A 25,824-nucleotide genomic window follows, 5' to 3' on the forward strand; every position below is an offset into this window, starting at 1 on the left:
ATTTCCTCAACCTTCATTGTACAATAGTTCAGGCTCACTTTGCTAAATCAAAGGTAACCTCTTCCTAAACAAGAAAAGCGCAGGGCGCACTCGAAATAAGAAAGACATTTATTTCTGCCAAGATTATTCTTAGCCTAGCGCAAATAAGTCAAACCTCAGGCGGGCTAGGCGCTGGAGCTAGACATCGATGCGCAAATTTTTATTCTTTCTTTCCTTTTAAAAAAGGCTAACTAAACTGTTCGCTTAGTTAACCCTTTAAATAAACGTTATTTACTTCATCAATACTATTAGTCCCATTCTCCATTATTCAGACCTGGTAATTGACCACCGAATTGTGTTGGCAACTGGTTCCAACCCCCATTGTTTGATCCTGTTTGTTGGTCCTTTTGATTAGGAGAATAGGGTTGTTGGCTCAAAGCTCCTCCGGGTCCCGGCTGTGGTCCACCGAATCCTGGTAAATATGGTTGCTGATTCCATCCTCCTCCCGGACCTGGTAGTGGCCCTTCGAAATTTGGTGGATATGGCTGCTGATTCCACCCTCCTCCTGGACCTGGTAAGGGACCCTCGAAGTTTGGTGGATATGGTTGCTGATTCCACCCTCCTCCCGGACCTGGTAAGGGACCTTCGAAATTTGGTGGATATGGCTGCTGATTCCACCCTCCTCCCGGACCTGGTAAGGGACCCTCGAAGTTTGGTGGATATGGCTGCTGATTCCACCCTCCTCCTGGACCTTGCTGCCCTCCACCAAAACTCGGTGGATATGGTTGCTGATTCCAGCCACCTATTGGGCCTGGCTGTCCTCCACCTAAACTCGGCGTTTGAGAATAATCTTCATATGGGTTTGAACCTTTATTTCTATTCGGCATTTTGCATTACTCCTCCTTTTAACTTTAATCTACATAATTAACCTATTCGGCTTTTAAAATTCCGCTACCACCCAAAGCAATAATGGGCGGCTAATAGAACAAAAAAACGTGGAATTGTATAATCAATTCCACGTTTTTTGCTCTATCTACTTTTTCTTATTAAGTCCTATATCAGTGCGATAAAAGAAAGAATCATCTCTATCAAAAGCCTTTAAATAATCATATATATTTTTCTGTGCTACTTCCCGTTTTTTATCCATTGACCCGACTAATAGTACTCGACCACCGACAGAGTGGAAATTCCCAAATTGATCGCGGCCAGTTCCAGCATGGATTATAAAGCAATCTTTTGACTTTGGTAGTTCTGGTAATGCAATTTCTTTACTATATTCTGCTGGATAGCCTTTCGATGCTACAACAGTTCCTATACAATACGCATCTTCCCAAACTAGTTCGGGATCTTTACCAGATGTAACATCAATAATCACCTGAATTAGATCGTTTTTCAATAACGGAAGGACTACTTGTGTTTCAGGATCTCCTAACCTAGCATTGAACTCAATTACTTTGGGCCCTTGCTCTGTTTCTATTAAACCTGCATATAAAATCCCTGAAAACGGCCGTCCTTCTGCTATCATACCTTTTGCAGTTGGTTTAAGAATTTTTTCGACAGCAAAGTCAATATCTTTTTGCTGCAAATCTGGCACAGGTGAAAATGCCCCCATTCCACCTGTATTCGGACCTAAATCACCGTCAAATGCACGTTTATGATCTCTTGCTGGCATTAGTGGATACACATCTTCGCCTTCTACAAAAGCCATTAGCGAGAATTCCTTTCCTGCCAGAAATTCTTCAATAACGACCCGATTACCCGCTTCGCCAAATTGGTTATCAACGAGCATGCTCTCCACTGCCTCAATTGCCTCGTTCAAGCTTGTTGCTACTACTACACCTTTGCCTGCAGCTAACCCGTCGGCTTTTACTACAATAGGTACGCCTTGTTGTTCGATATATTTTCTGGCCTCGTCTACATCTGTGAATGTTTGATAATCAGCCGTTGGAATTCTATATTTTTTCATAATAGCTTTAGCAAAATCTTTACTACCCTCAATTAGTGCCGCCTGTTTCGTTGGTCCAAAAACATTCAGTCCCTCGCTTTTGAAGGCATTTACCACACCTGCAAGTAAAGGTACTTCAGGCCCAACAATCGTCCAATCAATCCTATTTTGCTTTGCGAAGGTTACTAACTGATCGACCTCAGTATCTTCAATCGGTACACATGTAGCATCAAGTTCGATCCCACCATTGCCGGGCGCTGCAAAGATAGTAGTAACCTGACTACTTTTTGTCAATTTCTTCACAATACTATGTTCACGACCACCACTGCCAATAACTAAAACATTCATATTCTCCCCGCCTTTTTTTAAACTGACATCAAACATCTTCCGAAGGTACTGTCAGGAGCCTAGACAGCAAGATTTAATGTTTAAAGTGGCGCATGCCTGTAAATACCATTGCAATTCCATAATTATTACACGCGTCAATGGAGTCCTGATCACGTTTAGAACCACCTGGCTGAATGATTGCTTTGATACCAGCTTTTGCGGCAGCTTCTACTGTATCTGGCATTGGGAAAAATGCATCAGATGACATAACCGCACCTGTAGCCTTCTCTCCCGCTTGCTCAAACGCTATTTTAGCCGCACCAACACGGTTCATTTGCCCTGCTCCAATACCAAGTGTTTGGTCGCCTTTCGCAACTACAATTGCATTGGATTTAACATGCTTAACAACATTCCAAGCAAATAGTAAATCAGTTAATTCTTGTGTGTCAGGTTTTCTTTCTGTTGGAATAGTGATATCTTCTTCTGTAACCGTACCGTTATCCCTGTCTTGAACAAGCAACCCACCAACGACGCTTACTACCTTTTTCGTGTTTGAACCGTTACTTTCCATCGGTATTTCAAGTAGTCTAAGATTCGGTTTTACGGTTAATAACTCAATTGCTTCTTGCGAAAAAGAGGGAGCAATGATAATTTCAAGAAAAATCTCTTTTAGTTGATTCGCAGTTTCCTTGTCAACTTGTCTATTTAATGCCACAATTCCACCAAAAATCGACATTGAATCAGCTTCGTATGCTTTGGCATACGCACTAGCAATATTTTCACCAATTCCGACACCACAAGGATTCATGTGCTTTACTGCTACTGCAGCTGGTCTGCTATATTCTAGTACCATTTCTAAAGCCGCATTGGCGTCTTGAATGTTATTATAAGACAACTCCTTACCATGAAGCTGTTTGGCATTTGCAATCGATGCACCCTTTACATTTGGTTCCTGGTAGAAAGCAGCCTGTTGATGAGGATTCTCCCCATATCTTAATGATTGAACTTTTTCATAGGTCATTGTGTAAGTCTCAGGATCTGTTTCACCCGTGATGTTGGTAAAATAGTTGGCAATCATTGCATCATAATTTGCTGTATGTCTAAATACTTTAGCTGCTAGTTGTTTCCTGAAATCCACCTGTGAACTATTTTGATTTAACTGATCGATGACAGAATCATAATCTGATGGGTCAACAACGACCGTTACATCACGAAAATTTTTCGCCGCTGCTCTAAGCATGGTTGGACCACCAATATCGATGTTTTCAATTGCCTGTTCTTCTGTCACGCCTTCTTGATCAATCGTTCGTTTAAACGGATAAAGGTTAACTACCACTACATCGATTGGTTGAATGTCTAGCTCTGTCATTTGCTTTTGATGTGATTGATCATCACGTCTTGCAAGTAAACCTGCATGAATGAATGGATGAAGTGTTTTAACTCTACCATCTAGAATTTCTTCGAAGTTTGTAACTGCTGAAACAGGTATTGCTGGAAGATTCGCTTCCTGTAATGCTTTTAAGGTTCCACCAGTAGAAACAAGTTCATAACCTAGCTTGTCTAATCCAGTCGCAAATTCTACTAACTTACTTTTATCTGAAACACTAAGTAGCGCTCTTTTCTTCATATAAAGGGTCCCCTTTCATATTGCCTGCTAAAATTAATGATTGTATGACACTCGGAAATAGGCGATGCTCAATTTCTTGTATCCTTAGTTGTAATGACTCTCTACTTTCCTTATCGATTACTCGTAGTGACTCTTGTTCCACTATTTTCCCGGTATCCATTCCTTCATCAACTAAGTGAATGGTCACACCTGTCACTTTCACACCTGCAGCTATTGCCTGGCCGACTGCATCTTTGCCTGGAAAAGAGGGTAATAAAGATGGGTGAATATTAATAATTCTCTGATGATACGAATCGAGTAATGTTGATCCAATTAGTCGCATATAACCCGCTAATACAATCCACTCAACTTTGTACTTCTCTAGTTCATTTAGTATCTCATATTCAAATTCTGATTTGGAATTATATTGTTTTGCATTGAATACAAATGTTGGCACCTGATAAAATTCCGCTTTTTCAAGTACCTTTGCACCAGGCTTATCACATACTAATAGCGCTATTTCAGAGTCAAGGTTGCCTGATTCAACTTCTTTTTGTACTGACTCAAAATTACTGCCTGTTCCTGATGCAAAAACAGCTATTTTAGTTTTAGTCATTAACAACTACCACCCCAGGCTGATTTACCACTTTTCCAATAACAGATGCACGCTCACCAATGTCATCTAGTAATTGTAATGCCATCTGTTCTTCATGGGGAGATACCACGATAGCCATACCTACTCCCATATTAAATACACCCAACATGTCATTAAATCTTAGCCCAGCTTGTTCTTCTAAGAAGGTGTATATTGCCGGAATTTCCCATGAGCCAGAAACAACTTGAGCACCTAAATGCTCCGGCAGGGCCCTGGGAAGATTCTCGTAAAATCCGCCACCAGTAATATGACTAATTCCCTTAATATCAATATCTTGTTTCAACTGTTTTATTGCTTTTACATAGATCTTCGTTGGTGTTAATAATTCCTCTCCAAGCGGTTTATCCAGAGGATCGTAAACGGAAGATAAGTCTAACTTTTGTTCAGCAATTATTTTACGCACTAAAGAAAACCCGTTGGAATGAAGACCACTTGATGCAATCCCAATAATCGTATCACCTGGTTCAATTTTTTCACCAGTTATAATTTCACTTTTTTCAGCAATACCGACAACAAAACCAGCTAGGTCATATTCACCATTTTGATACATACCTGGCATTTCAGCTGTTTCCCCACCAATTAAAGCACTGCTAGATTCAACACAACCATCGGCAATCCCTTTGACAATTTGTTCAATTTTTTCAGGCTTATTTTTTCCGCAAGCAATATAATCAAGAAAAAATAACGGATCGGCACCTTGAGCAACGATATCATTGACACACATTGCCACTAAATCAAGCCCAACGGTATCATGTTTATCCATTTCAAAAGCAAGCTTAAGCTTGGTCCCAACCCCGTCAGTGCCAGATAATAGTACTGGTTCCTTGTAAGAGAAAGACGTTAATTCAAATAAACCAGCAAAGGCACCAACCCCGCCCAAAACTTCCGGTCGGTTTGTCTTTTGAATATGTTTTTTCATTAGGTCTATTGCCTGGTAACCAGCATCAACATCTACACCAGCTTGTTTGTATATATCACTCATATGAACGCTCCTTTTAGGGGTTTTACAGTCAGTTAAACGAATTGCGTTTTAATCCTTATATACGGGTAATACCGTATCTGGATATATTTCTGTTGGGTAATTACCAGTAAAACAAGCATTACAAATTCCGTGTTCAATGGAGTCTTTATCCTCAACTATTGATTTCTCTAATCCATCAGTAGTTAGAAAAGCTAAACTATCTGCTCCTATTAATTCTCTAATTTCTTCTACTTCATAATTAGCAGCAATTAATTCTCCTTTATTCGACGTGTCAATCCCATAGTAACAAGGATTGACAATCGGTGGTGAACCAATTCGAACATGCACTTCTGTTGCACCAGCTTCTTTCAACAGACGAACGATTCGTTTGCATGTTGTTCCACGTACAATAGAATCATCAACCATGACGACACGTTTACCCTCCACTATTCCGCGGACTGGGGATAATTTCATTTTAACCCCTTGCTCTCTAAGTTCTTGAGAAGGCTGAATAAACGTACGACCGACATAGCGGTTTTTAATTAGTCCAAGTTCATACGGAATCCCAGCAGCTTCTGCATACCCTATTGCAGCAGATATACTTGAGTCAGGAACACCAGTTACTACGTCTGCCTCAATAGGGGCTTCACTAGCTAGTTGTTTTCCCATTGTTTTCCGACTAGCATGAACGTTTAATCCATCTAAATCGCTATCAGGGCGGGAAAAGTAGACATACTCCATGGAACATAACGTTCTCTTCATCGGAGAAGCAAACCGTTTTGAGGTAATTCCACTATCATCAATAATTACGAGTTCCCCCGGTTTTACCTCTCTAACGTATGTCGCACCAATAAGATCAAATGCACACGTTTCTGAAGCAACTACATAGGCATCACCTAACATTCCAATTGATAACGGGCGCAAACCTCGGGGATCAAGAGCAACGAACAATTGTTTTTCAGTTAAAATAGAAAATGCATACGCTCCTTTAATCATACCCAATGCTTGCGCAATTGCCTCTTCCATTTCTAAATGGCCACTTCGCTTAATTAAGTGGGCGATTACCTCTGTATCAGAGGTTGTTTGCAAAATACTACCCTGAGCTTCTAGCTGGTTTTTTAACGCATAGGCATTAACTAAATTTCCATTATGAGCAAGTGCCATACTATTTTTTTGCGACCGAAACACTAATGGTTGAACGTTGTCATAACCGCCACCACCTTGGGTAGCATACCGCACATGACCCAAAGCAGCATTGCCTTTCAAACGAGAAAATTCATTTTGTTGAAAAACTTCGTTAATAAGTCCATTCCCTTTATGCAAATGTAATTGTTCACCATCGCTTGTGACAATACCCGCGCCTTCTTGTCCACGGTGTTGAAGAGCATGTAAACCATAATAAGTCATTTCCGCAGCCTTCTCATGACCCCAAATAGCAAACACACCACATTCTTCGTTTAACCCTTTGATTTCAGCAAGCATGGTATCGCCCCTTTCCACAATGTTTTCAAGCTTTCAACCGATTCTTCAATAACTATGTCCTCATTATTATTCACTTTCAGCTGTCCACTTTCTGTTACTTCCCCTATTAAGTTAGCATCCTCTACTAAGCTTTCGAACGCCTGTTTATCATCTGGTTTAATAGACACGAGAAAACGAGATTGACTTTCACTAAATAGCTGGACAGTTGTATCACCACTAACTTCCACATCACAACCTAACCCGTTATTAAATAAACTCTCAGCCAGCGCTACCGCTAATCCACCTTCCGCTAAATCGTGTGCAGAACAAACCAAACCACTTTGAATGGCAAGAAGTAATTGCTGTTGACGCTTCGCCTCGATATCGAGATCAATGGATGGCGCTTTTCCGAAGTAGTTATTCTCTAGTATGTTTTGTAACTCACTACCAGCAAATTCTGGCTTTGTCTCTCCAATTAAATAAATATAGTCTCCAGGGGTTTGGAAGAATGATGGAGTTACATGATCTAGTGACTCTAGTAAACCAACCATTCCAACAACTGGAGTTGGGTATATTGACTGGCCATTTGTTTCGTTGTAAAGAGAGACATTACCGCTAATAACAGGCGTATTAAGCGCTAAGCTTGCTTCACTCAAACCATCAACACTTTTTTCCATTTGCCAAAAATTTTCAGGCTTATCTGGATTACCAAAATTAAGTCCATCTGTTAAAGCCATTGGCTTCCCACCAGAACAAACAATATTTCGAGCTGCTTCTGCAACTGCAATCTTACCGCCTATCTCAGGATCTAAATAAATATAACGGGAGTTACAATCGGTTGTCATCGCGATTGCTTTATCTGTTCCACGCACACGTATAATCGCAGCATCAGACCCTGGTCTCACAACTGTATTGGTTTGAACCATTGAATCATATTGATCGTAAACCCATTCCTTACTTGCTATCGTTGGTTGTTGTAGCAGGGATTTTAACGCCTCACTATAGTTATTAACGATTGGCTGATAATCGTCCAATTGTTGAAACTTTTCATAGTATTCAGGTACTTTAGAATCTTTATGGTAAACTGGAGCATCCTCCGCTAACGAATCGACAGGAATATCAGCAGCAACCGCTCCTTTGTGAATGAGGCGGAACTGATTATCATCTGTAACTCTTCCAACAGCTACTGCTTCTAAACCATATTTTTTGAATATATCGATAATTTCATGTTCACGTCCTTGTTCGACAACAAGAAGCATCCGTTCTTGCGATTCTGACAGCATCAATTCATATGGCGTCATATCAAGTTCACGCTGTGGAACTAAATCTAGGTTCATTTCCATACCTGTTCCTGCTTTACTTGCCATTTCACTTGCTGAGGAAGTAAGTCCAGCAGCTCCCATATCCTGCATACCAACCAACGCATCACAGTGAATTACTTCTAAACATGCTTCGATTAGCAACTTCTCCATGAACGGATCACCAACTTGAACAGATGGACGTTTGCTTTCTGACTCTTCCGATAAGTCTTCTGAAGCAAATGTTGCCCCGTGAATACCATCTCTTCCCGTTGCAGCACCTGCATAAATAACAGTATTGCCAATACCTGCAGCAATTCCTTTTTGGATATCCTTTTGATCAATTAACCCAACACACATTGCGTTTACTAACGGATTTCCTTCGTAACAATTATCAAATTGCACTTCGCCACCAACAGTAGGAACACCTACGCAGTTACCATAGCCTGCAATTCCATTTACTATTTCTTCAAATAAATATTTAACACGATTGGATGTTAAGTTACCAAATCTCAACGAATTGAGTAAGGCAATCGGTCTTGCTCCCATTGAAAATACGTCACGAATAATCCCACCAACACCAGTTGCAGCTCCCTGATAGGGTTCTACTGCAGAAGGATGATTATGACTTTCAATTTTAAAGACAACCGCTTTACCATCTCCAATGTCGATAATACCCGCACCTTCACCAGGACCCTGTAAAACGTGATCTGCTTTTGTTGGAAATTTCTTTAGCAGCGGTTTTGACGTTTTATAACTACAATGTTCTGACCACATTACTGAAAAGATACCAGTTTCCGTGAAATTAGGCTGACGTTTCAAGATTGATTTAACAAGACCAAACTCGTCATCAGTTAAACCCATATCCCTGTAAAGACGGTCCTTTTCGATTACCTCTGGAGTAATTTCAGGCGCTTGTAACATATTTTTCCCTCCAATTGTTCACAATTGATTTAAATATTTTCAAGCCATCATTACCACCCAGTAATTCTTCAACTGCACGTTCTGGATGCGGCATCATGCCAAGCACATTACCTTGTTCATTCATAATTCCTGCTATATCATTGATCGAACCATTTGGATTATTTGTATAGGTGAAAACAATTTGATTATTATCTTTTAGTTGCTTTAGTGTAGTGTCATCACAATAGTAGTTACCTTCTCCATGAGCAACCGGTAAAGAAATCGCTTCTCCTTGTTGGAAAGCCGTTGTGAACATGGTGTCTCTATTCGCTACTTTCAGTTCCTCAAAATGACAAATGAACTTAAGATTTTTATTTCTTAGCATTGCACCTGGTAACAAACCCGCCTCTAACAAAATCTGAAAACCATTACAAACACCTAAGATAGGCACTCCCTTTTCAGCTTGTCGCTTAAGGTCAGCTACGATTTGAGAAGTGGATGCAATCGCTCCTGAGCGCAAATAATCACCATAGGAAAATCCACCAGGAATTAAAATAGCGTCATAGTCTGATAGGTTGGCAGACTGATACCATACCAGCTCTGCCTCCTCACCTAATGCGTCCTTTGCTGCATGATACATATCTCTATCACAATTGGATCCCGGAAAAACTACGACAGCAAATTTCACTGGGTAACACCCTCCTCAATTGTGTACTGATAATCTTCAATAACTGGATTAGCAAGTAACTTGGCACACATTTCCTCTACTTGTTTCTCGGCATCAGTATGGTCATCTAGTTTTAACTCCATATATTTGCCTACACGCGCCTCTTGAACCTCTGCATAGCCAAGCGTATTTAACGATGTTTGAACCGCCTTGCCTTGCGGGTCTAGAACTCCCGACTTTAATGTGATGTAAATTTTCACTTTTTTCATTTTACTGCCTCCAGTCGATTGAGAATAGCTTCGTACACCTTTAAAAGGTCACCTAAATCTTCGCGAAACACATCTTTATCCATTTTCTCTCCAGTATCTTTGTCCCATAGTCTGCATGTATCCGGTGAAACCTCATCAGATAGAATAATCTCGCCATTTAGATTCCTACCGAATTCTAATTTAAAGTCGACCAAGGTTAAGTTCACTTCACTAAAGAACTCGCTAAGGTGTTGATTAATCACCAAAGCTGTGGTTTTAACATCAGCAAGCTCTTGCTCAGATAAATCAGTTAGTAGTCGCGCATGTTCGTCATTTATTATCGGATCTCCAAGCCCATCATCTTTAAAATAAAGTTCAACTAGAGGGGGTGCAAATTCGACTTTTTCAGGTATTCCTAAGCGACGAGTAATACTTCCAGCTGCAATATTACGAACGACAACTTCTACAGGGACAATTTTCGTTCTTTTTACTAATTGTTCCGTTTCGTTTAAACTCCGTTCGAAATGACTCTTTACACCTCTCGCATGTAAAAAATCAAAAACCTTGGAGGATATAAGGTTGTTGTATTTACCTTTCCCAGTAAAACTCGCCTTCTTGATACCGTTAAAAGCCGTGGCATCATTTTTATAAGAAAGAATCAATTGTGAATCGTTACCACTCACTTTAAATACTTGTTTTGCTTTACCTTCATACAAAAGTTCACCCTTCACTTGTGCAACCCCCTAAGTTTTAGTCAATCCTTCTATAAACCAATCTTGTCGAAAATGCGATCAACATTTTTTAGATGATAGGTGTAATCAAAACAATCATCAATTTGGTCGGTTGTTAATGTCGAAGTTATTTTCTTCTCAGCCTCTATTAATTCTCTGAAAGGTATTGCATCTTCCCATGCTTTCATTGCGTTTGGTTGAACAATATCGTATGCTTCTTCTCTACTCATCCCTTGATCAATTAACGACAGTAGTACACGTTGAGAGAATATTACGCCATATGTTTTGTCGATATTTTTTTTCATATTTTCCGGGAACACAGTCAGGTTTTTAACAATGTTCGAAAACCGGTTTAGCATATAGTTAAGTGCAATTGTGGCGTCTGGCAAAATCACACGTTCTGCAGACGAATGCGAAATATCACGTTCGTGCCACAACGAAACATTTTCATAAGCCGTCACCATATACCCACGAATCAATCTTGCCATACCAGTCATATTTTCAGATCCAATTGGATTTCTTTTATGTGGCATAGCCGATGAACCCTTTTGTCCTTTAGCAAAAAATTCCTCAACTTCTCTTGTTTCTGTTTTCTGTAACCCTCGAATCTCTGTTGCAAATTTCTCGATTGAACTGGCAATTAAAGCTAGTGTAGAAAGATACTGCGCGTGTCGATCTCTTTGCAAGGTTTGTGTCGATACCGGCGCAGCTGAAAGTCCTAATTTTTCACACACATATTCTTCAACGAACGGATCAATATTGGCGTACGTTCCAACAGCTCCAGATAATTTTCCTGTTTCGATTGTTTTCGCGGCTGCATTAAACCTTTCTAAATTGCGTTTCATTTCTTCATACCAAAGCGCCATTTTCAGGCCAAAGGTCGTAGGTTCCGCATGGACACCATGTGTTCTACCCATCTGTACGGTGTGTTTATGTTCCTTTGCCTTATCAGCTAGAATGTCAACAAACCGTTCAATATCTTTTCTCAAAATTTGGTTTGCCTGTTTTAATGTGTAAGACAGGGCAGTATCTACTACATCAGTTGAAGTCAGCCCGTAATGAACCCACTTTCTTTCCTCGCCAAGCGTTTCCGATACAGCTCTTGTAAATGCTACGACATCATGTCTAGTTTCTTGTTCTATTTCAAAAATTCGATTGACATCAAATGACGCATTTTCACGAAGTTTTTTCACATCTTCTTTTGGTATAATTCCAAGTTCACTCCATGCCTCGCATGCTAATATTTCTACCTCTAGCCAAGCATCAAACCTGTTTTCATCTGTCCATATTGCTCCCATTTCTTCACGTGTATAACGACTAATCATTACATGTCCTCCTAAGTTTCTTTATCTGTGTTAGTTTGTTCCTTTAGTTTTAGTTTCAACTAATTGCTGCAATTCATTTAAATCAGAACCAACATAAGTGATGTGTCCCATTTTTCGTTTTGGCTTGACTTCCTTTTTTCCATATACATGAATATGTGCCTCACCTAGTTCATCAATGCGAGCTAGGCAGTCCTCGATATCATCACCAATTAGGTTTATCATAATCGCTGCTCCCTGAAACTCAACCGGTATTAACGGGAGCCCACAGACCGCTCGTATATGCTGTTCAAACTGTGATACGTTACAACTGTCAATCGTAAAGTGTCCTGAGTTGTGCGGTCTTGGCGCCATTTCGTTTATATAGATATCATTTCCTTGAACAAACATTTCAATCGCGAACGTACCGACAACACCTATTCCTTCAGCAATCGTATAAGCTGCTTTCAATGCCTTCTCTTTAACAACATCATTCACAACAGCAGGAGCGATTGTCTGATCTAAGATATGGTCCTTGTGATGATTTTCAGCAACTGGGAAAACCGTCATCTCTCCATTTGCTGACCTAGTGAATACAACCGATATCTCTTTTTCAAATTCAATCCATTGTTCTAGTAACAATCGATCATTATTCTTGATAAACTTTAGTGCATCCGCCATGTCGACTTCTGATTGTAATTTAAATTGACCTTTTCCATCATAACCTCCACGACAAGTCTTGAGGACTAAAGGAAAGCCAATGCGATCTAATGCTTTATCCAAATCTGCCTTATTTTGAATAACCGCAAAATCAGCAACTGGCAAATTATTTTCTACCAATACCTTCTTTTCATTCTCTCTATCCTGGGTGATTTTTAATAACGCTGCCCCTTGTGGGAGAATACCTTGATTTTCAAGATATTGTGCAGATGCAAGGTCAACATTTTCAAATTCATACGTAATTACATCTGTTAACTCGGCTAACTGTTGGATAGCTTTGCTGTCATCGTACGCAGCTACAAGATGGCGATCACTTACTTGTGCAGTTGGACAATCTGGCGTTGGATCTAACACAACAATTCGATAACCCATGTGTTTTGCTGCAACAGCCATCATTCTCCCTAACTGACCACCACCGACTATTCCAATTGTATTTCCAGGTAATATCCTATTTTGTCGCAAGTTGTTCCCTCATCTCGTCAACCTTTTTTTTCATTTGATCTTGATAATCTATTAGTCTTGTTGAGATTTCATCATCAAAAGCTGCTAGAATTTGTGCCGCCAATATTCCTGCGTTTTTCGCACCGGCACTCCCGATTGCTACTGTTGCTACTGGCACTCCTCCAGGCATTTGTACAATAGATAACAATGAATCTAATCCATTAAGACTCTTGGATTGTACTGGAACACCAATAACCGGAAGAGTTGTCTTTGCTGCAATCATGCCCGGTAAGTGGGCAGCTCCACCCGCTCCAGCAATGATTACTTTTAAGCCTCTATTTTTAGCAGAATCTGCATAGTTAAACATATCATCTGGCGTTCTATGTGCAGAAATAATCTCTTTTTCAAATGGAATATCTAGTTCATTTAATATCTCACAAGCACTTTTCATTGTTTCCCAATCCGATATGCTTCCCATAATCACACCAACACTGTTCATAATAAAGACCTCTTTTCTATTACTAATCATTTTTAGTAGGTTTTTAGGTTGACTCACTGTACAAGACCATAAAAAATGCCTATACATCTCCTCAAGGAATGAGAGAAGATGAATAGGCATAGTCGTAACGAGCTCTTTGATATGCATTCAAATAACCATTGTATATATACAATGATCCATCTTCCCCCATAGTCCATCATTTACGGTGACGGGTAGAGACGATCGGGCCATATTCCCGAAATTATATGAGGTCTACGATACTTTATATTTCAAAATAATTCTACATTAACCAATCTGTAAATACGAAATTGACACACATACATAATAACAAGCAATTAAGAATCATGTCAATAAATATAACAATAATTATCGAACGATTAAACCACTTTATTTTATATCGTTCGTATTTAGAGTGGTATAGTATCAAATACTATTTGTTTACTTACTGGCTGATAGGTAGTTTCTCCATTTTTACTTACTTCTTGAAAAACAGGTACTTCCGCTCTTCTTACAGGTGTGTATCCTTCTCGTTTTATTCGATCTAAGCATTGATCAATTGTTTCGCCTTGTTGTAATTCAAATCTTTTTTTCGAGTTATTTTTCTTGTGGTTTTTTGACATTTTTAAATAAACGCCCTTTCCTTACTTGTTTGACCCAGAAGCCTCCATGAATTTGCTTCGGCTCATAAGTGATGATAAATGCTTTGGGATCAATTTCTTGTATTGCTTGGTATAATTGCAATTCATATTTTCTAGGTGTTAGTATTTGCATCGACAATCGGTCACCATCCATCCCATATGCAATCCAGCTTGTTACCCCGTACCCTTTATCCCGTAGTTGCCTAGTAAAGGAAAGTTCAGGGTCCTTCGATACAACATTGACAGTAATATATCCTAATGCAAGCTTTTCTTCTATTTTCGAACCTACAATGACACCTATTCCATATCCAAGCGCATAGGCTACTAAATTTTCTATTCTTTCTAAATTTTGCAATACCAGTCCAAGTCCCAACGTGTAAATGGTAATCTCAAACATCCCAATAACTGCAGCGATATACTTTCTACCTTTAAGGGTTAAAATTACTCGCATCGTCGAAAACGACACGTAAAAAACGTTCACCGATAAAATAATCAGAATCATGATTATTGCATTATCCAGCATAGTAAATGCCTCCTAAATCTCTCTTCATTTAATATTTCTATTCTAATATAAGACTGTTTCTAAAAGAGTGGGACTGCGGTTACTCGTCCCACCGAAAACATTTGTTGCTTTTTCCAAGTATTAAATCTTAAAGAGTAATTACTATAGAATCCGACTTAACTTTGGTTAGGATTTAATTCTTCCAGTGAATCGAGTGCTATACGATCGCTTCAGCAGAATACTTCGCTTTCCATGGGCACGGCCTAAAGCCTCAGAATCAAAGAACGATTCTTCCGGGGTCTTCGGCTCGTGGGACTGCGATTACTCGTCCCATCGAAAACCTTTCGCTGTTCCCATAGGAGTCTTCGTATTCTGCTTTCGCTGAGTAGTGGTGTTCTGATTAGCGAGTACCTATTTACCGTCAATTCAACGTTTTTCGGAGTTCTTCCCACTTGAATAGAAAGCTATTCTAAGCGGAGGAAATACACGAAGACTCCTTGAAAATTCACAAATCGAATTTTCTGCGTGCGATGTTGTTTCAAGGATGCCTATTCAAGTCCTGCGGGAGGAAAGGCATAGATGAGACCCCAAAGTCGCGCAGCACGAGGAGGCTCAGCAGCCACCCGCAGAAAGCGAAGTGTATTTCCGCAGCGCTGATTTAGCACTCATCTTATAAAGACCGGAAGATAGCAAATCCTAACGAGCGTTACGTCGCAGTTTCTATCAATAGCAACAAACTGTGCGAAAAGAGCCTAATTTATTCATGATATCGCCTATTAGGATATTCACCCATAAACGATTCATGCATACACTATATCGCATTCAGGCTTAGTACGCCAAATACAGAATGCTGTTAAAAAATTCAATTATTAAGGAGGCAGTATTTAATGGATCCCTTCAGTAATATGAATGAATGGAAAAAAAATATGGATAACTTTTTTGGAGATAGTTTTTGGAATGAGTTTGAGGATGTTCTAAAGCCACCTGTACCTCAAGTGAATCTATATCAATTTGAGAATGAATTGCTTTGTTACGTTAATTTGCCTGGTGTTAAAGATTTAGAAAAAATAGATGTATTTGTTGATTATGCAACATTAGAATTAAAAGGAATTATAGATATTAAACATGGTGGCGGACAGGTAATTAAAGATGAAATTATCCACGGGGCATTTGAGAGAAAAATTGAATTACCATATCCTGTTCGTAGTGATAAAATTGACGCTACTTATCAGCACGGGTTACTCGTCCTACAATTACACCGTTTAATTAGAGAACAAACTAGCAAAAACAAACTTGCAATTAAACACTTAGATTAACTAGGTTGATTTTCAAAGTCATATTCATTTATTGACAATTAAAAAAGAAAAGCTTTGACCACATTGTTTGGCCAAAGCTTTTCTTTTTATTCTAATGCAAGAATGCTAGATATAGAACAAATACCACAAACAGGAACCACATGATTGGATTAATCTCTTTCGCTCTTCCTTTAACTGCCATAAGAATTGGATAGAACACAAATCCCATAGCAATACCCGTAGCAATACTGTATGCAAGCGGCATAATAATGATTGTTAAAAATGCCGGAACTGCAACTTCAAACTTCTCCCACTCAATATCCTTTAATACAGTACACATCAACACACCAACAATAATTAACGCCGGTGCAGTTACTGACGCAGTTACTACACTTAATAACGGCGAGAAAATTAAGGCTAACAAAAAGAATCCTGCAGTAACAACTGATGTAAATCCTGAACGACCACCAGCACTAACACCAGTAGTTGACTCAACATAGGAAGTTGTTGTCGAAGTACCAAGCGCCGCCCCAACAACTGTAGCAGTAGAATCAGAAAGTAATGCCTTACCAGCACGAGGAAGCTTGTTGTCTTTCATCAACCCAGCTTTTGTTGCAACCGCTACTAATGTTCCAGCAGTATCAAAAAAGTCAACGAACAAGAATGTTAGAATAACTACCAGCATTTGACCAGTGAAAATATTTCCAAATTCGACAAATGCTTGACCAAACGTTGGCGCAAGACTAGGAACAGAACCTACAACATCACTAATTCCAGTTGGAGGACTAATTAAACCGAAAATCATCCCCGCAATGGCTGTGATAATCATTCCATAGAAAACCCCGCCTTTTACGTTTAGCGTAAGAAGAATAACTGTAGCTAAAATACCAAAAACAGCTAATAAGGTAGGACCCGATGTTAAATCGCCTAAAGCAACCATAGTTGCAGGGTCAGCAATAATAATTTCAGCATTCTGAAAACCAATAAATGCAATAAACAAGCCAATACCAGCACCAACAGCAAGTTTTAAGTTACCAGGAATTGCATTAATTATCTTTTCGCGTAAGCCAGTTAATGTTAAAACAATAAAAATAAGGCCTGAAGCTAATACACCCGCTAAAGCAGTTTCCCATGGAATTCCCCAGCCTAGTACCACTGTATATGCAAAAAATGCATTCAGTCCCATACCAGGCGCAAGTGCAACTGGATATTTCGCATAAAGACCCATTACTAACGTACCAACCGCAGCAGCAAGTGCCGTTGCTGTAAATACTGCCCCTTGGTCCATATCGATTGCACCATCAGCAGTTAAAGTAATCGGGTTAACAAATAAGATATAAGCCATTGATAAGAACGTTGTCAGACCGGCAATAAATTCGGTACGGAAATTAGTACCTAACTCCTCAAACTGGAAAAACTTCTTCATTATTAATTCCTCCCCTGAATTTTGCCGCAAAAAAAGCACTCACTAAAGTGCCAAGTGAGTGCTACCATTAACTAAACCGGAAAATTGCAAATACATAACTAAAATTTTGCAAAACACCGGCGTAGTCAGACCAATTAATGGTGGTCTGGTAGAAACTCATGGGCCATATTCCCAAAATTATACGACAGTTATTTATTTATTATTAAAAGTACATTATTTATAATACTAGCGAATAACAATCTAGTCAAGCAAAAAACGAATGTTTTTATTACAAAATAATATAACGTTCGGCTATTACTTTTATTCCCACTCTATCGTTGCAGGTGGCTTACTAGTAATGTCATAGACTACTCGATTAATCTGTTCAACTTCATTGACCATCCGAGTTGAAATCTTTTCGAGCACTTCCCAAGGAATCCTTGCCCAATCAGAAGTCATACCATCGATTGAAGTAACTGCACGTATGCCAATCGTGTAGTCATACGTTCTAGCATCGCCCATCACACCAACACTTCTGATGTCAGGGAGAACAGTAAAGTACTGCCAAATATCACGTTCTAAACCAGCATTCTTTACTTCTTCTCTTAGGATCCAATCTGATTCCCTAACGATTTCAAGTTTTTCTTCGGTTATTTCTCCTAACACACGGATACCAAGACCTGGACCAGGAAAAGGCTGTCTCCAAACAATGTCTTCAGGTAATCCAAGCTCTATACCCAGAACTCTCACTTCATCTTTGAACAAAGTATTAAGTGGCTCAAGCAATTCAAATTGCATATTCTCTGGCAATCCACCAACGTTATGGTGTGATTTTATCGTTTGCGCTGTCTCTGTACCACTCTCAACAATATCTGTATATAGCGTGCCTTGCGCTAAATAATCGATCTCTTTAAGCTTGTCTGCTTCATCGTCAAACACATAGATAAATTCATTACCTATGATTTTTCTTTTTTGTTCCGGGTCAGATACACCTTTTAATTTTGATAGAAAACGTTCTTGTGCATCTACTTTAATAATATTCATATTGAATCCTTCTTGAAGAGTTTCCATTACCATGTCTGCCTCATTCTTTCGAAGGAGCCCATGATCAACAAAAATACATGTTAATTGATCACCAATAGCCTTATGGATTAGTGCAGCTACAACTGATGAATCCACTCCCCCACTAAGTGCACACAAGACTTTCTTGTCTCCAACTTTTGAGCGAATCTTTTCTAGCTCCTGATCAACAAAATTTTCCATTGTCCAGTCCCCAGTACATTGGCAAACATCGATAACAAATTGTTTAAGTAGCTCGTTGCCGTACTCGGTATTTCTAACTTCCGGATGAAATTGGACACCAAAAAATTGACGTTTTGTATCACTAATAGCAGCAACTGGTGTAGATGTACTGGTTGCGTCAATTTCAAATCCTATTGGCGGTTCAATCACTTTGTCACCGTGACTCATCCATACAGTCTGAGACCTCGGTGTTCCTTTAAATAGGATTGGTTCATTTGCTAAATTAATTTCCGCTTTACCATATTCTCTATCTTTAGCTCTTCTTACATTTCCACCAAAATGCAGTGTCATTAATTGCATTCCATAACAAATACCAAGAACAGGAATACCTAAGTCAAAAATTCGTTCGTCACAACGAAAACTATTCTCATCATAAACACTATGTGGCCCACCAGATAAAATAATTCCTTTTGGATTCATTTCCTTAATCTCTTCAGCCGTTAGTCGATGAGAATGTAACTCACTATAGACGCCAAACTCTCTTATCCGTCTAGTAATTAATTGGTTATATTGACTTCCAAAATCTAACACTAAAACCATTTCGTTATTTAGGTCCATGTCTACGTCTCCTTTTTAACTACTTATATTTGATTCAGCAAATAAAAAATCTGCCTTCATATAGAAGGCAGAAATCAACGTTAAAAAAACAAGTGATTTCCACCTTCATAGTAAAGACATTTGCGGCGTCTTCGTAGAAACTACTCAGTCCATACATTCTGAGTATATATGAAGGATATAAGCTTTTAGATTTATATCATTTTATCAATGACATAATACTAGGTCAAGACAATGATTGCCTAATTAAATTTTCCCATAATTCTGTTATCTGTTTGTTTTGGGACGAATCTTGTTCATTTCGATAGATCATTCGCTCATAAAAATACGTAAACCGACTCATATCGGTAGTTTGAAGCTCTCTATCTACAAATCGTGCATATTCTCGCAGTGTCTGACCCTTTTCTCTTTTATACCCTTTATGATCAAGTAGCTTTAATAAATAGTGATATTCTTTTTGAGCAGCTACTACTCCATTTTTGTTTTTATACTTTCGAATCATCATTAATGACATAAAACGATACCTTGTCAAATAAAGGGATAAACTAGCTAAAATTAAAACAACAACACCACTAATAATGACAATCCAATTCCTAGATGTATCATAATTTTTGGCACCTGAGTTTCCAGCTAATTCTTGTTCAAAGTCTTCCGGAAAGTCTTGAAAGTTCCCTGCGAAATCTTCTTCATTTTCTTCTTCTTCATCTTGCTCTGCAACACTTTCTGTTTCTGTCTCTTCCGTTTGGTCTTGTTCCTGGTAAAAATCTACCGGATTAGAAAAACCTTGTGTTGGTTCAAATGGTACCCAACCTACATCTGGAAAATAAACCTCTACCCAAGAATGTGCATTTGAATTACTAATTTCATAAACTTCCATGTCACTTGGAACGCCGCCAGGTTTGTCCTCTCCTACTAACATTTCACCAGATGTAAACCCTTTTACCCAACGGGCAGGAATTCCTAAAGTACGAAGCATAACTACCATTGAAGTAGAAAAATTATCACAGTAACCCACTTTAGTCTCAAATAGAAACTGGTCAACATAATCCTCTTGTTGGTCTGGCACGGATACTTCATCTGTTTGATAGACGAAACCGTTTCGATTAAAATACTGCTCAATCGTTGTTACTTTGTCATACCTTGTTTCGTCATCAGCTACTACTCGCTCAGCTAAATCACCAACTCGCTTTGGCAAATTCTCAGGCAACTGTAAATATTTCTCCTGAATATCGCTTGGATCATTATCCCCTGATTCCATTAGTTGATTAATTGAAAAGGATGGATAGTTATACCTTAACTGATAGCTATTTAATAGCACTTCTTCTTCTGGACCTTCACCGACTATTGCTTCTGTTTCTTGGTCCAATAAATACTGGACTCGGTAATTACTGGAAACAGTTTGTATGCCATATGGATAAACTAATTTAGAAATATGTGCATCTGCCTCAAAGCTTACCATTGCAATTTTCTCCGTTGTATCTACTGTATCCTGAAATAAATGTAACGAAATTTCACCAGCAGGCTGTTCTTGGTAGTTCAGCTCTTCTGAACTTTCCCAGCCTTTACCTGAATATCTATCCTTTGTTTCTATTCTCCAGTAATGAGATTCCTGCACAGCAGCCCTGAAGACAGGTGTGTAGTCTTGGATAAATGACCCACCCAATCTAGAATCATTCTCTCCATATCCTGCTTTTTGAACAACTGTATCTCCACCATTACCACCAACACCAGCATACTCAGCAGTACTTGTTAGATAAGGAACAGGATCTGCCCACTTTGGCTCATGCTTTGGCAAAATGATACCAATTATCGTTAGGCAAGCGATAAGTACGAGTATAGGAACAATCCTGGTTATCGTATTTTTCGTATTTTCATAGTTAATAGATTCTCTATCCATTTCACGTGAAAAGCTAGAGATACCCATGGCAACTAACGAAACGATAAAGGTCCGTACAATAGCAACGTCTGCTTGATAAGTTGTAAACGTATCTAGCACAGTTATATAAATGAACGTAAGCAACACAAAAAGAAAAATCCTTTTTGCTACTACAAACCAATAATAAAGCAAGTAACTCATTGTCCAAAGTAGCAGTAAAAACAATAGACTTCTAAATAATGGTGTCATGTCTACCCACTGCCTGTTCACTATCATTTCAAGGTTGAATTGAAGGTGCAGGAACCATAAATGAAACCAAGCTGAACTAAAAATAGGTTCTGTTAAAAATAATCCATCGATCAAAATAACAATACCTGAAAGTTTTAAGGGTACAGATAACCACCAATTCACCTTTAGCATCGAGATAAAAAAACAAAAGGCGGCATAAAGAACAAATAATACTAGATTACCCGTATCGGTAATTGATTCTAATGGCCGTAGCCATTCCCAAAATAATAAGAACCCACAAATATAAACAATATATTGAGTAACTGCTGATTGATTCAAAGACGAACGCACCATTAGATGTTCACCTCGAATTCTTGGGTAATTAACTTCTCCTCAGTAATTAAATTAATCATTACACCTTCGACCGAAAGCTGTTGAATCATTTGATAATCTTGACTAGTAATCTTTGAAGATGGTTTTATCAAATAAATAATGATTCGATTACTTTTCTGTTTGACCATATCTATTGATTGTTTAATCTCAGAATTAAGATAGGTGATAACGATCATCGTAATTGAACCATATGGTACTTTCTTTACCTCATCAGCCAGTTGATGATGAAAGGGACTATCACCACCAGGTCTAACTTTTGCAAGAAAATGATTCATCAACTCTTGTTTACTAAAATCTTGTTGAAAAGGGATAAAAACTCTCTCTGCTCCTAGGGCTAAAAAGGCTAGCTGCGAGGTTTTCTTATTAAATGACTCTATTAATGAAAACGTAAGTTCAATACTAGCATCAAATGTAAGCCTATTCAGGCCTTCATAGTCAACGGTATCTAATATTAGGAGAATACTAGAACTTTTTTCCTGTTCAAATTCCTTAGTCATAACTGAATCTTTCCGAGCTGTAGTTTTCCAATCAATCCAGGAAAAACGATCACCAGGTGCGTACTCTCTAACGCCAGATACCATATTGTTATTTTTTGAATTCATCATAAGCGAAGTAGAAGCACCTTCATCAAATCTACTTAATCCTTTTTTTATAGAGATAGTTCGATAGCGGGGATAAACCAATAAACGATTCGTAACTGGAAAGACGTAACCTTTCTTAATAAAACCAAAGAAGTCACCCGTTTTAATACGGATTGCGTGATATTTGTGTTCACCACGAGGCAGGTTTGTTAATGTGTACTGGTAATGGAAATTTCGTTTGAACCAAGGAAATGTGATCTTTTTAACCATTCTTTTTTCAACAACTTTTTCCGGCTGATTCAAATACTTATAATCTTGATGACCAATACTTGTGTAGTTAATTGATGATGGGAAAAATTCTTCAATTACACAATAATAGATTGGAAAGGCGAACTTTCTAGTTATATCTATATCGACGGTGATACTCTCACCAGCTCTTTTAACGTGATTTGATAGCGTTCGTTTCACCGACCATTTGGATATTGGATATAATAACAATAAAAACAAATAAACGAAGAGGGGGAGAAAACTATAGAATAAAAACCAACTGACAAATCCGCCTTGAAACATCGCATAGGAGTATAAAGTACCAAATACCAACAAAATTTGGATTAGCTTTAGCACAAAGCTAAGATTTTCTTTCATTAAAAATATTCCTTTCTAACAGGGATGGATATTTCCTTTAATAACTCCGCTATAATCGTTTCAGTAGTAGTTCCTTCAAATTTCGCTTCAGAGTTTAATATAATACGATGTGCAAGAACATAAGGAGCTAAATACTTCACATCATCAGGAAGAACATAATCACGATCATGAATAAACGCGAACGCTTTTGCGGCCTTCATCAGTGCAATCGATCCTCTTGGACTAACACCTAAATAAACAGACGGATGGTCTCTCGTCGCTGTCACTAGCTGAATAATGTAATGGAGCACATTTTTTTCTATAAAAACTTCTCTAACTTCTCTTTGGACATCCATTAGTTCTTCTTTATTCATAACAGCCTCAATTGATTTAATTGGATGGTCTTTTGATGTATTTTCAAGCATTTCTAATTCTTCAGTTGGAGTTGGATAGCCCATCTTCAATTTCAAGATAAACCGATCTAATTGGGCTTCAGGCAAAGGATAAGTTCCTTCATATTCAATTGGATTCTGCGTCGCCATCACAAAAAATGGTGAATTTAGCTGAATGGTCATTCCATCAACCGTTACACTCATCTCTTCCATTGCCTCTAATAAAGAGGATTGAGTTTTAGGGGATGTTCTATTAATCTCATCAGCAAGAACAATATCTCCTAAAATTGGTCCACCTCTAAATTCAAATTCCATTTCTTTTGGGTTATAAATAGAAACACCCGTGACATCCGATGGTAACAAATCAGGCGTGAACTGGATTCTTTTAAACTCACAATCCAGTGACTTTGCTAATGTCCTCACGAGCATTGTTTTACCAACACCAGGAACATCTTCTAACAAAACATGGCCTTCAGCTAAAAGAGCAACCAAGCTTAATGTTGCCTCTTTCTCTTTCCCAATCATTACTTTTTTAATATTTTTTAATACCTTGTTAACTTTTGGATTATACAAAAATGTTTGCTGCGACATAGATAAACTCCTTCCATTATCCACGTATGCATAACTACTACATACTACCTACTATAACTATACTACATTTGGGTTGGTTATACACAAGCACTTAGATGTGGGAATCAAGGAAATTTACGGATTTTTCATAATAATTTTATTTTAACAGTAATCAAATGCATTTTTATATAGTAAAACGTGGTTTCGGTTAACATTTAGTAAAAAATACAATAACAGACCTTAGAATTAAATTCTAAGGTCTGCTTTATAAATTAACCAATAATCACTTTTTCTGTTGGGTAACGATACAAGTCCTTTGTTTCCTTTCCTCGAAGTAGGAGAATAAAGGAGAAAACACCCAGTCTTCCAATAAACATCAAAAACATAATGACTATTTTCCCGAATGAAGTGAGATCAGGAGTAATCCCCATCGACAATCCTGTTGTTCCAAAGGCTGAGGTCACTTCAAATATGATAGCTATAATCGGAAAACTTTCCGTTGAAGCAAGTATAATAACAGAAGTTATACACAATACAGTTGCTGTTGAGATAACAATAAATGACCTTAATACATCTTCAGGTTCAATCTCTCTTCCGAACACTTTAATACTAGAATTACCTTTACCATAATTATATATTGCAAGTAACATGATGGCGAATGTTGTTGTTCTGATACCACCACCAACACTACTTGGAGACGCACCAATAAACATTAACACAACCATTAGTAATAAAGTTGGCATTGTGAATTCATTAACATCCATTGTCGTTAAACCACCACTTCTAGATGTAACTGACATGAACAAACTGTAAAAGAAGGTTTCATGCCAAAGCTTGTCAGCAAAAAAGGCTGTTCGTTCTAGTAAAAATATCAATAGCCACCCTATTAATACAAGAAAAAGAAATGTAAAGGTTGTAAGTTTTGTGAACAACGAAAAATGAAATTTATCAGAGCCATCCTTATATTTACCTCTGATAAGCTCTTGAACTTCAATTAAAACAGGAAAACCTATCGCACCTAAAATAATTAGAATAATATTAACAAACTGAATAAAATAATCACCTGCGAACGGAATTAAAGAGGAACCAGTAATGTCAAAACCACCATTTGTAGTTGCACTTACAGCTCCAAAAAAACCTTGAAGTAAGGCTTCTTGCCATGTATCAAAATACGATAAAAAGTATGTACTTAATATTACTGTACCTATTAACTCTATTAAAAGTACAATTTGGAAAATTTTAAGCATTAATTTAACTAGTCCTGATAAAGTCTTACTATTTTGATCGACTCTAATCAATTGCCTTCCACGTAATCCTATTTTCTTACCTAAGATAACCCAGACAAATGTCCCTAAAGTCATTATACCTATACCACCAAATTGCAACACTAGCGTAATTGCTAATTTTCCATATACATTAAAAGTTTCAGTAATAGAAACCGCAGTCAATCCTGTGACACTAATAGCACTAACAGCAGTAAACAATATATTAATAAAAGTAGGAGACTCTCCCGGATTATGAAAAAAGGGTAAACTTAATAGCAATGTAGAAAACCCAATAGCTAATAAGTAATAAATAATAATTACATGAATAGTTGACAACTGTTTAGAAATTTTAAATTCCTTCGATAATATGTTCATTACGGGTTTATCTCCTTGGTCTATTAACATTAAACTATTTGTAAGTTTATCTTGAACTACCCGCCACTTACCACCCTTACG

Annotated in this window: 22 protein-coding genes and 3 riboswitches; of the genes, 1 reads left to right on the forward strand and 21 read right to left on the reverse strand. The window is 38.2% G+C overall.

Annotation, left to right across the window (positions count from 1 at the left end; translation table 11 throughout):
• Positions 1-287: 287 nt before the first annotated feature.
• From LD272_RS04730 to LD272_RS04800, 15 genes are all read right to left on the reverse strand, one after another.
• On the reverse strand, positions 288-866 hold the full coding sequence (locus LD272_RS04730; RefSeq protein WP_226035442.1) for a hypothetical protein: 579 nt from the start codon (positions 864-866) through the stop codon (positions 288-290).
• 146 nt (positions 867-1,012) lie between these two features.
• A complete protein-coding gene (gene purD, locus LD272_RS04735) occupies positions 1,013-2,272 on the reverse strand; it encodes a phosphoribosylamine--glycine ligase (RefSeq protein WP_226035443.1) in 1,260 nt (419 codons plus the stop codon).
• Positions 2,273-2,345: 73 nt separating this feature from the next.
• Complete coding sequence (gene purH / locus LD272_RS04740; protein WP_226035444.1) at positions 2,346-3,878, reverse strand: bifunctional phosphoribosylaminoimidazolecarboxamide formyltransferase/IMP cyclohydrolase; 1,533 nt, start codon at positions 3,876-3,878, stop codon at positions 2,346-2,348.
• On the reverse strand, positions 3,856-4,473 hold the full coding sequence (purN, locus tag LD272_RS04745) for a phosphoribosylglycinamide formyltransferase (RefSeq protein WP_226035445.1): 618 nt from the start codon (positions 4,471-4,473) through the stop codon (positions 3,856-3,858). The genes purH and purN overlap by 23 nt, the downstream gene beginning before the upstream one ends.
• Complete coding sequence (gene purM, locus LD272_RS04750; protein WP_226035446.1) at positions 4,466-5,494, reverse strand: phosphoribosylformylglycinamidine cyclo-ligase; 1,029 nt, start codon at positions 5,492-5,494, stop codon at positions 4,466-4,468. The genes purN and purM overlap by 8 nt, the downstream gene beginning before the upstream one ends.
• A 48-nt stretch (positions 5,495-5,542) precedes the next feature.
• Positions 5,543-6,955 (reverse strand): amidophosphoribosyltransferase, encoded by a 1,413-nt coding sequence (gene purF / locus LD272_RS04755; RefSeq protein WP_226035447.1) that lies wholly within the window; start codon positions 6,953-6,955, stop codon positions 5,543-5,545.
• Positions 6,931-9,156 (reverse strand): phosphoribosylformylglycinamidine synthase subunit PurL, encoded by a 2,226-nt coding sequence (purL, locus tag LD272_RS04760; protein ID WP_226035448.1) that lies wholly within the window; start codon positions 9,154-9,156, stop codon positions 6,931-6,933. Before purL ends, purF begins: the two co-directional genes overlap by 25 nt.
• Positions 9,140-9,823 (reverse strand): phosphoribosylformylglycinamidine synthase subunit PurQ, encoded by a 684-nt coding sequence (gene purQ / locus LD272_RS04765; protein ID WP_226035449.1) that lies wholly within the window; start codon positions 9,821-9,823, stop codon positions 9,140-9,142. The genes purL and purQ overlap by 17 nt, the downstream gene beginning before the upstream one ends.
• Positions 9,820-10,071 (reverse strand): phosphoribosylformylglycinamidine synthase subunit PurS, encoded by a 252-nt coding sequence (gene purS, locus LD272_RS04770; RefSeq protein WP_226035450.1) that lies wholly within the window; start codon positions 10,069-10,071, stop codon positions 9,820-9,822. The genes purQ and purS overlap by 4 nt, the downstream gene beginning before the upstream one ends.
• Positions 10,068-10,781 (reverse strand): phosphoribosylaminoimidazolesuccinocarboxamide synthase, encoded by a 714-nt coding sequence (gene purC, locus LD272_RS04775; protein WP_226035451.1) that lies wholly within the window; start codon positions 10,779-10,781, stop codon positions 10,068-10,070. The genes purS and purC overlap by 4 nt, the downstream gene beginning before the upstream one ends.
• 32 nt (positions 10,782-10,813) lie before the next feature.
• The gene (gene purB, locus LD272_RS04780; RefSeq protein ID WP_226035452.1) at positions 10,814-12,106 is read right to left on the reverse strand and encodes an adenylosuccinate lyase; all 1,293 of its coding nucleotides are present in this window, start codon (positions 12,104-12,106) and stop codon (positions 10,814-10,816) included.
• 30 nt (positions 12,107-12,136) lie between these two features.
• On the reverse strand, positions 12,137-13,264 hold the full coding sequence (gene purK, locus LD272_RS04785; RefSeq protein ID WP_226035453.1) for a 5-(carboxyamino)imidazole ribonucleotide synthase: 1,128 nt from the start codon (positions 13,262-13,264) through the stop codon (positions 12,137-12,139).
• Positions 13,251-13,742, reverse strand: a complete 492-nt coding sequence (gene purE / locus LD272_RS04790; RefSeq protein ID WP_226035454.1) for a 5-(carboxyamino)imidazole ribonucleotide mutase — start codon at positions 13,740-13,742, stop codon at positions 13,251-13,253. Before purE ends, purK begins: the two co-directional genes overlap by 14 nt.
• Before the next feature lie 169 nt (positions 13,743-13,911).
• Positions 13,912-14,011, reverse strand: a riboswitch (purine riboswitch).
• Positions 14,012-14,149: 138 nt separating this feature from the next.
• Entirely contained in the window at positions 14,150-14,362 is a 213-nt protein-coding gene (locus tag LD272_RS04795) for an NETI motif-containing protein (protein WP_226035455.1), read from the reverse strand.
• The gene (locus LD272_RS04800) at positions 14,337-14,903 is read right to left on the reverse strand and encodes a DUF2179 domain-containing protein (protein WP_226035456.1); all 567 of its coding nucleotides are present in this window, start codon (positions 14,901-14,903) and stop codon (positions 14,337-14,339) included. The genes LD272_RS04795 and LD272_RS04800 overlap by 26 nt, the downstream gene beginning before the upstream one ends.
• An 866-nt stretch (positions 14,904-15,769) precedes the next feature.
• On the opposite strand from LD272_RS04800, the gene LD272_RS04805 reads away from it, so the two are divergent.
• Positions 15,770-16,198: an Hsp20/alpha crystallin family protein gene (locus tag LD272_RS04805; protein WP_226035457.1), complete on the forward strand. Its 429-nt coding sequence runs from the start codon at positions 15,770-15,772 to the stop codon at positions 16,196-16,198.
• Positions 16,199-16,289: 91 nt separating this feature from the next.
• Here LD272_RS04805 and LD272_RS04810 read toward each other — a convergent pair whose 3' ends face one another.
• The 6 genes from LD272_RS04810 to LD272_RS04835 all read right to left on the reverse strand — a co-directional run bounded on the left by LD272_RS04810 (position 16,290) and on the right by LD272_RS04835 (position 25,743).
• Positions 16,290-17,603 (reverse strand): NCS2 family permease, encoded by a 1,314-nt coding sequence (locus tag LD272_RS04810; RefSeq protein WP_226035458.1) that lies wholly within the window; start codon positions 17,601-17,603, stop codon positions 16,290-16,292.
• A gap of 102 nt (positions 17,604-17,705) precedes the next feature.
• A riboswitch (purine riboswitch) is annotated at positions 17,706-17,808 on the reverse strand.
• A gap of 95 nt (positions 17,809-17,903) precedes the next feature.
• Positions 17,904-19,442, reverse strand: a complete 1,539-nt coding sequence (guaA, locus tag LD272_RS04815; RefSeq protein ID WP_226035459.1) for a glutamine-hydrolyzing GMP synthase — start codon at positions 19,440-19,442, stop codon at positions 17,904-17,906.
• A gap of 88 nt (positions 19,443-19,530) precedes the next feature.
• Positions 19,531-19,634, reverse strand: a riboswitch (purine riboswitch).
• Positions 19,635-19,665: 31 nt separating this feature from the next.
• The gene (locus LD272_RS04820) at positions 19,666-21,897 is read right to left on the reverse strand and encodes a DUF4129 domain-containing transglutaminase family protein (RefSeq protein ID WP_226035460.1); all 2,232 of its coding nucleotides are present in this window, start codon (positions 21,895-21,897) and stop codon (positions 19,666-19,668) included.
• Positions 21,897-23,162, reverse strand: a complete 1,266-nt coding sequence (locus LD272_RS04825) for a DUF58 domain-containing protein (protein ID WP_226035461.1) — start codon at positions 23,160-23,162, stop codon at positions 21,897-21,899. Before LD272_RS04825 ends, LD272_RS04820 begins: the two co-directional genes overlap by 1 nt.
• Positions 23,162-24,124, reverse strand: a complete 963-nt coding sequence (locus LD272_RS04830; RefSeq protein WP_226035462.1) for an AAA family ATPase — start codon at positions 24,122-24,124, stop codon at positions 23,162-23,164. Before LD272_RS04830 ends, LD272_RS04825 begins: the two co-directional genes overlap by 1 nt.
• 251 nt (positions 24,125-24,375) lie before the next feature.
• Positions 24,376-25,743 carry a TrkH family potassium uptake protein gene (locus tag LD272_RS04835; RefSeq protein ID WP_226035463.1) on the reverse strand — a complete coding sequence of 456 codons (1,368 nt, stop codon included), beginning with the start codon at positions 25,741-25,743 and terminating at the stop codon, positions 24,376-24,378.
• Positions 25,744-25,824: the final 81 nt, after the last annotated feature.

The sequence above is a fragment of the Aquibacillus saliphilus genome (assembly GCF_020404745.1).
Classification (GTDB): domain Bacteria; phylum Bacillota; class Bacilli; order Bacillales; family Amphibacillaceae; genus Aquibacillus; species Aquibacillus saliphilus.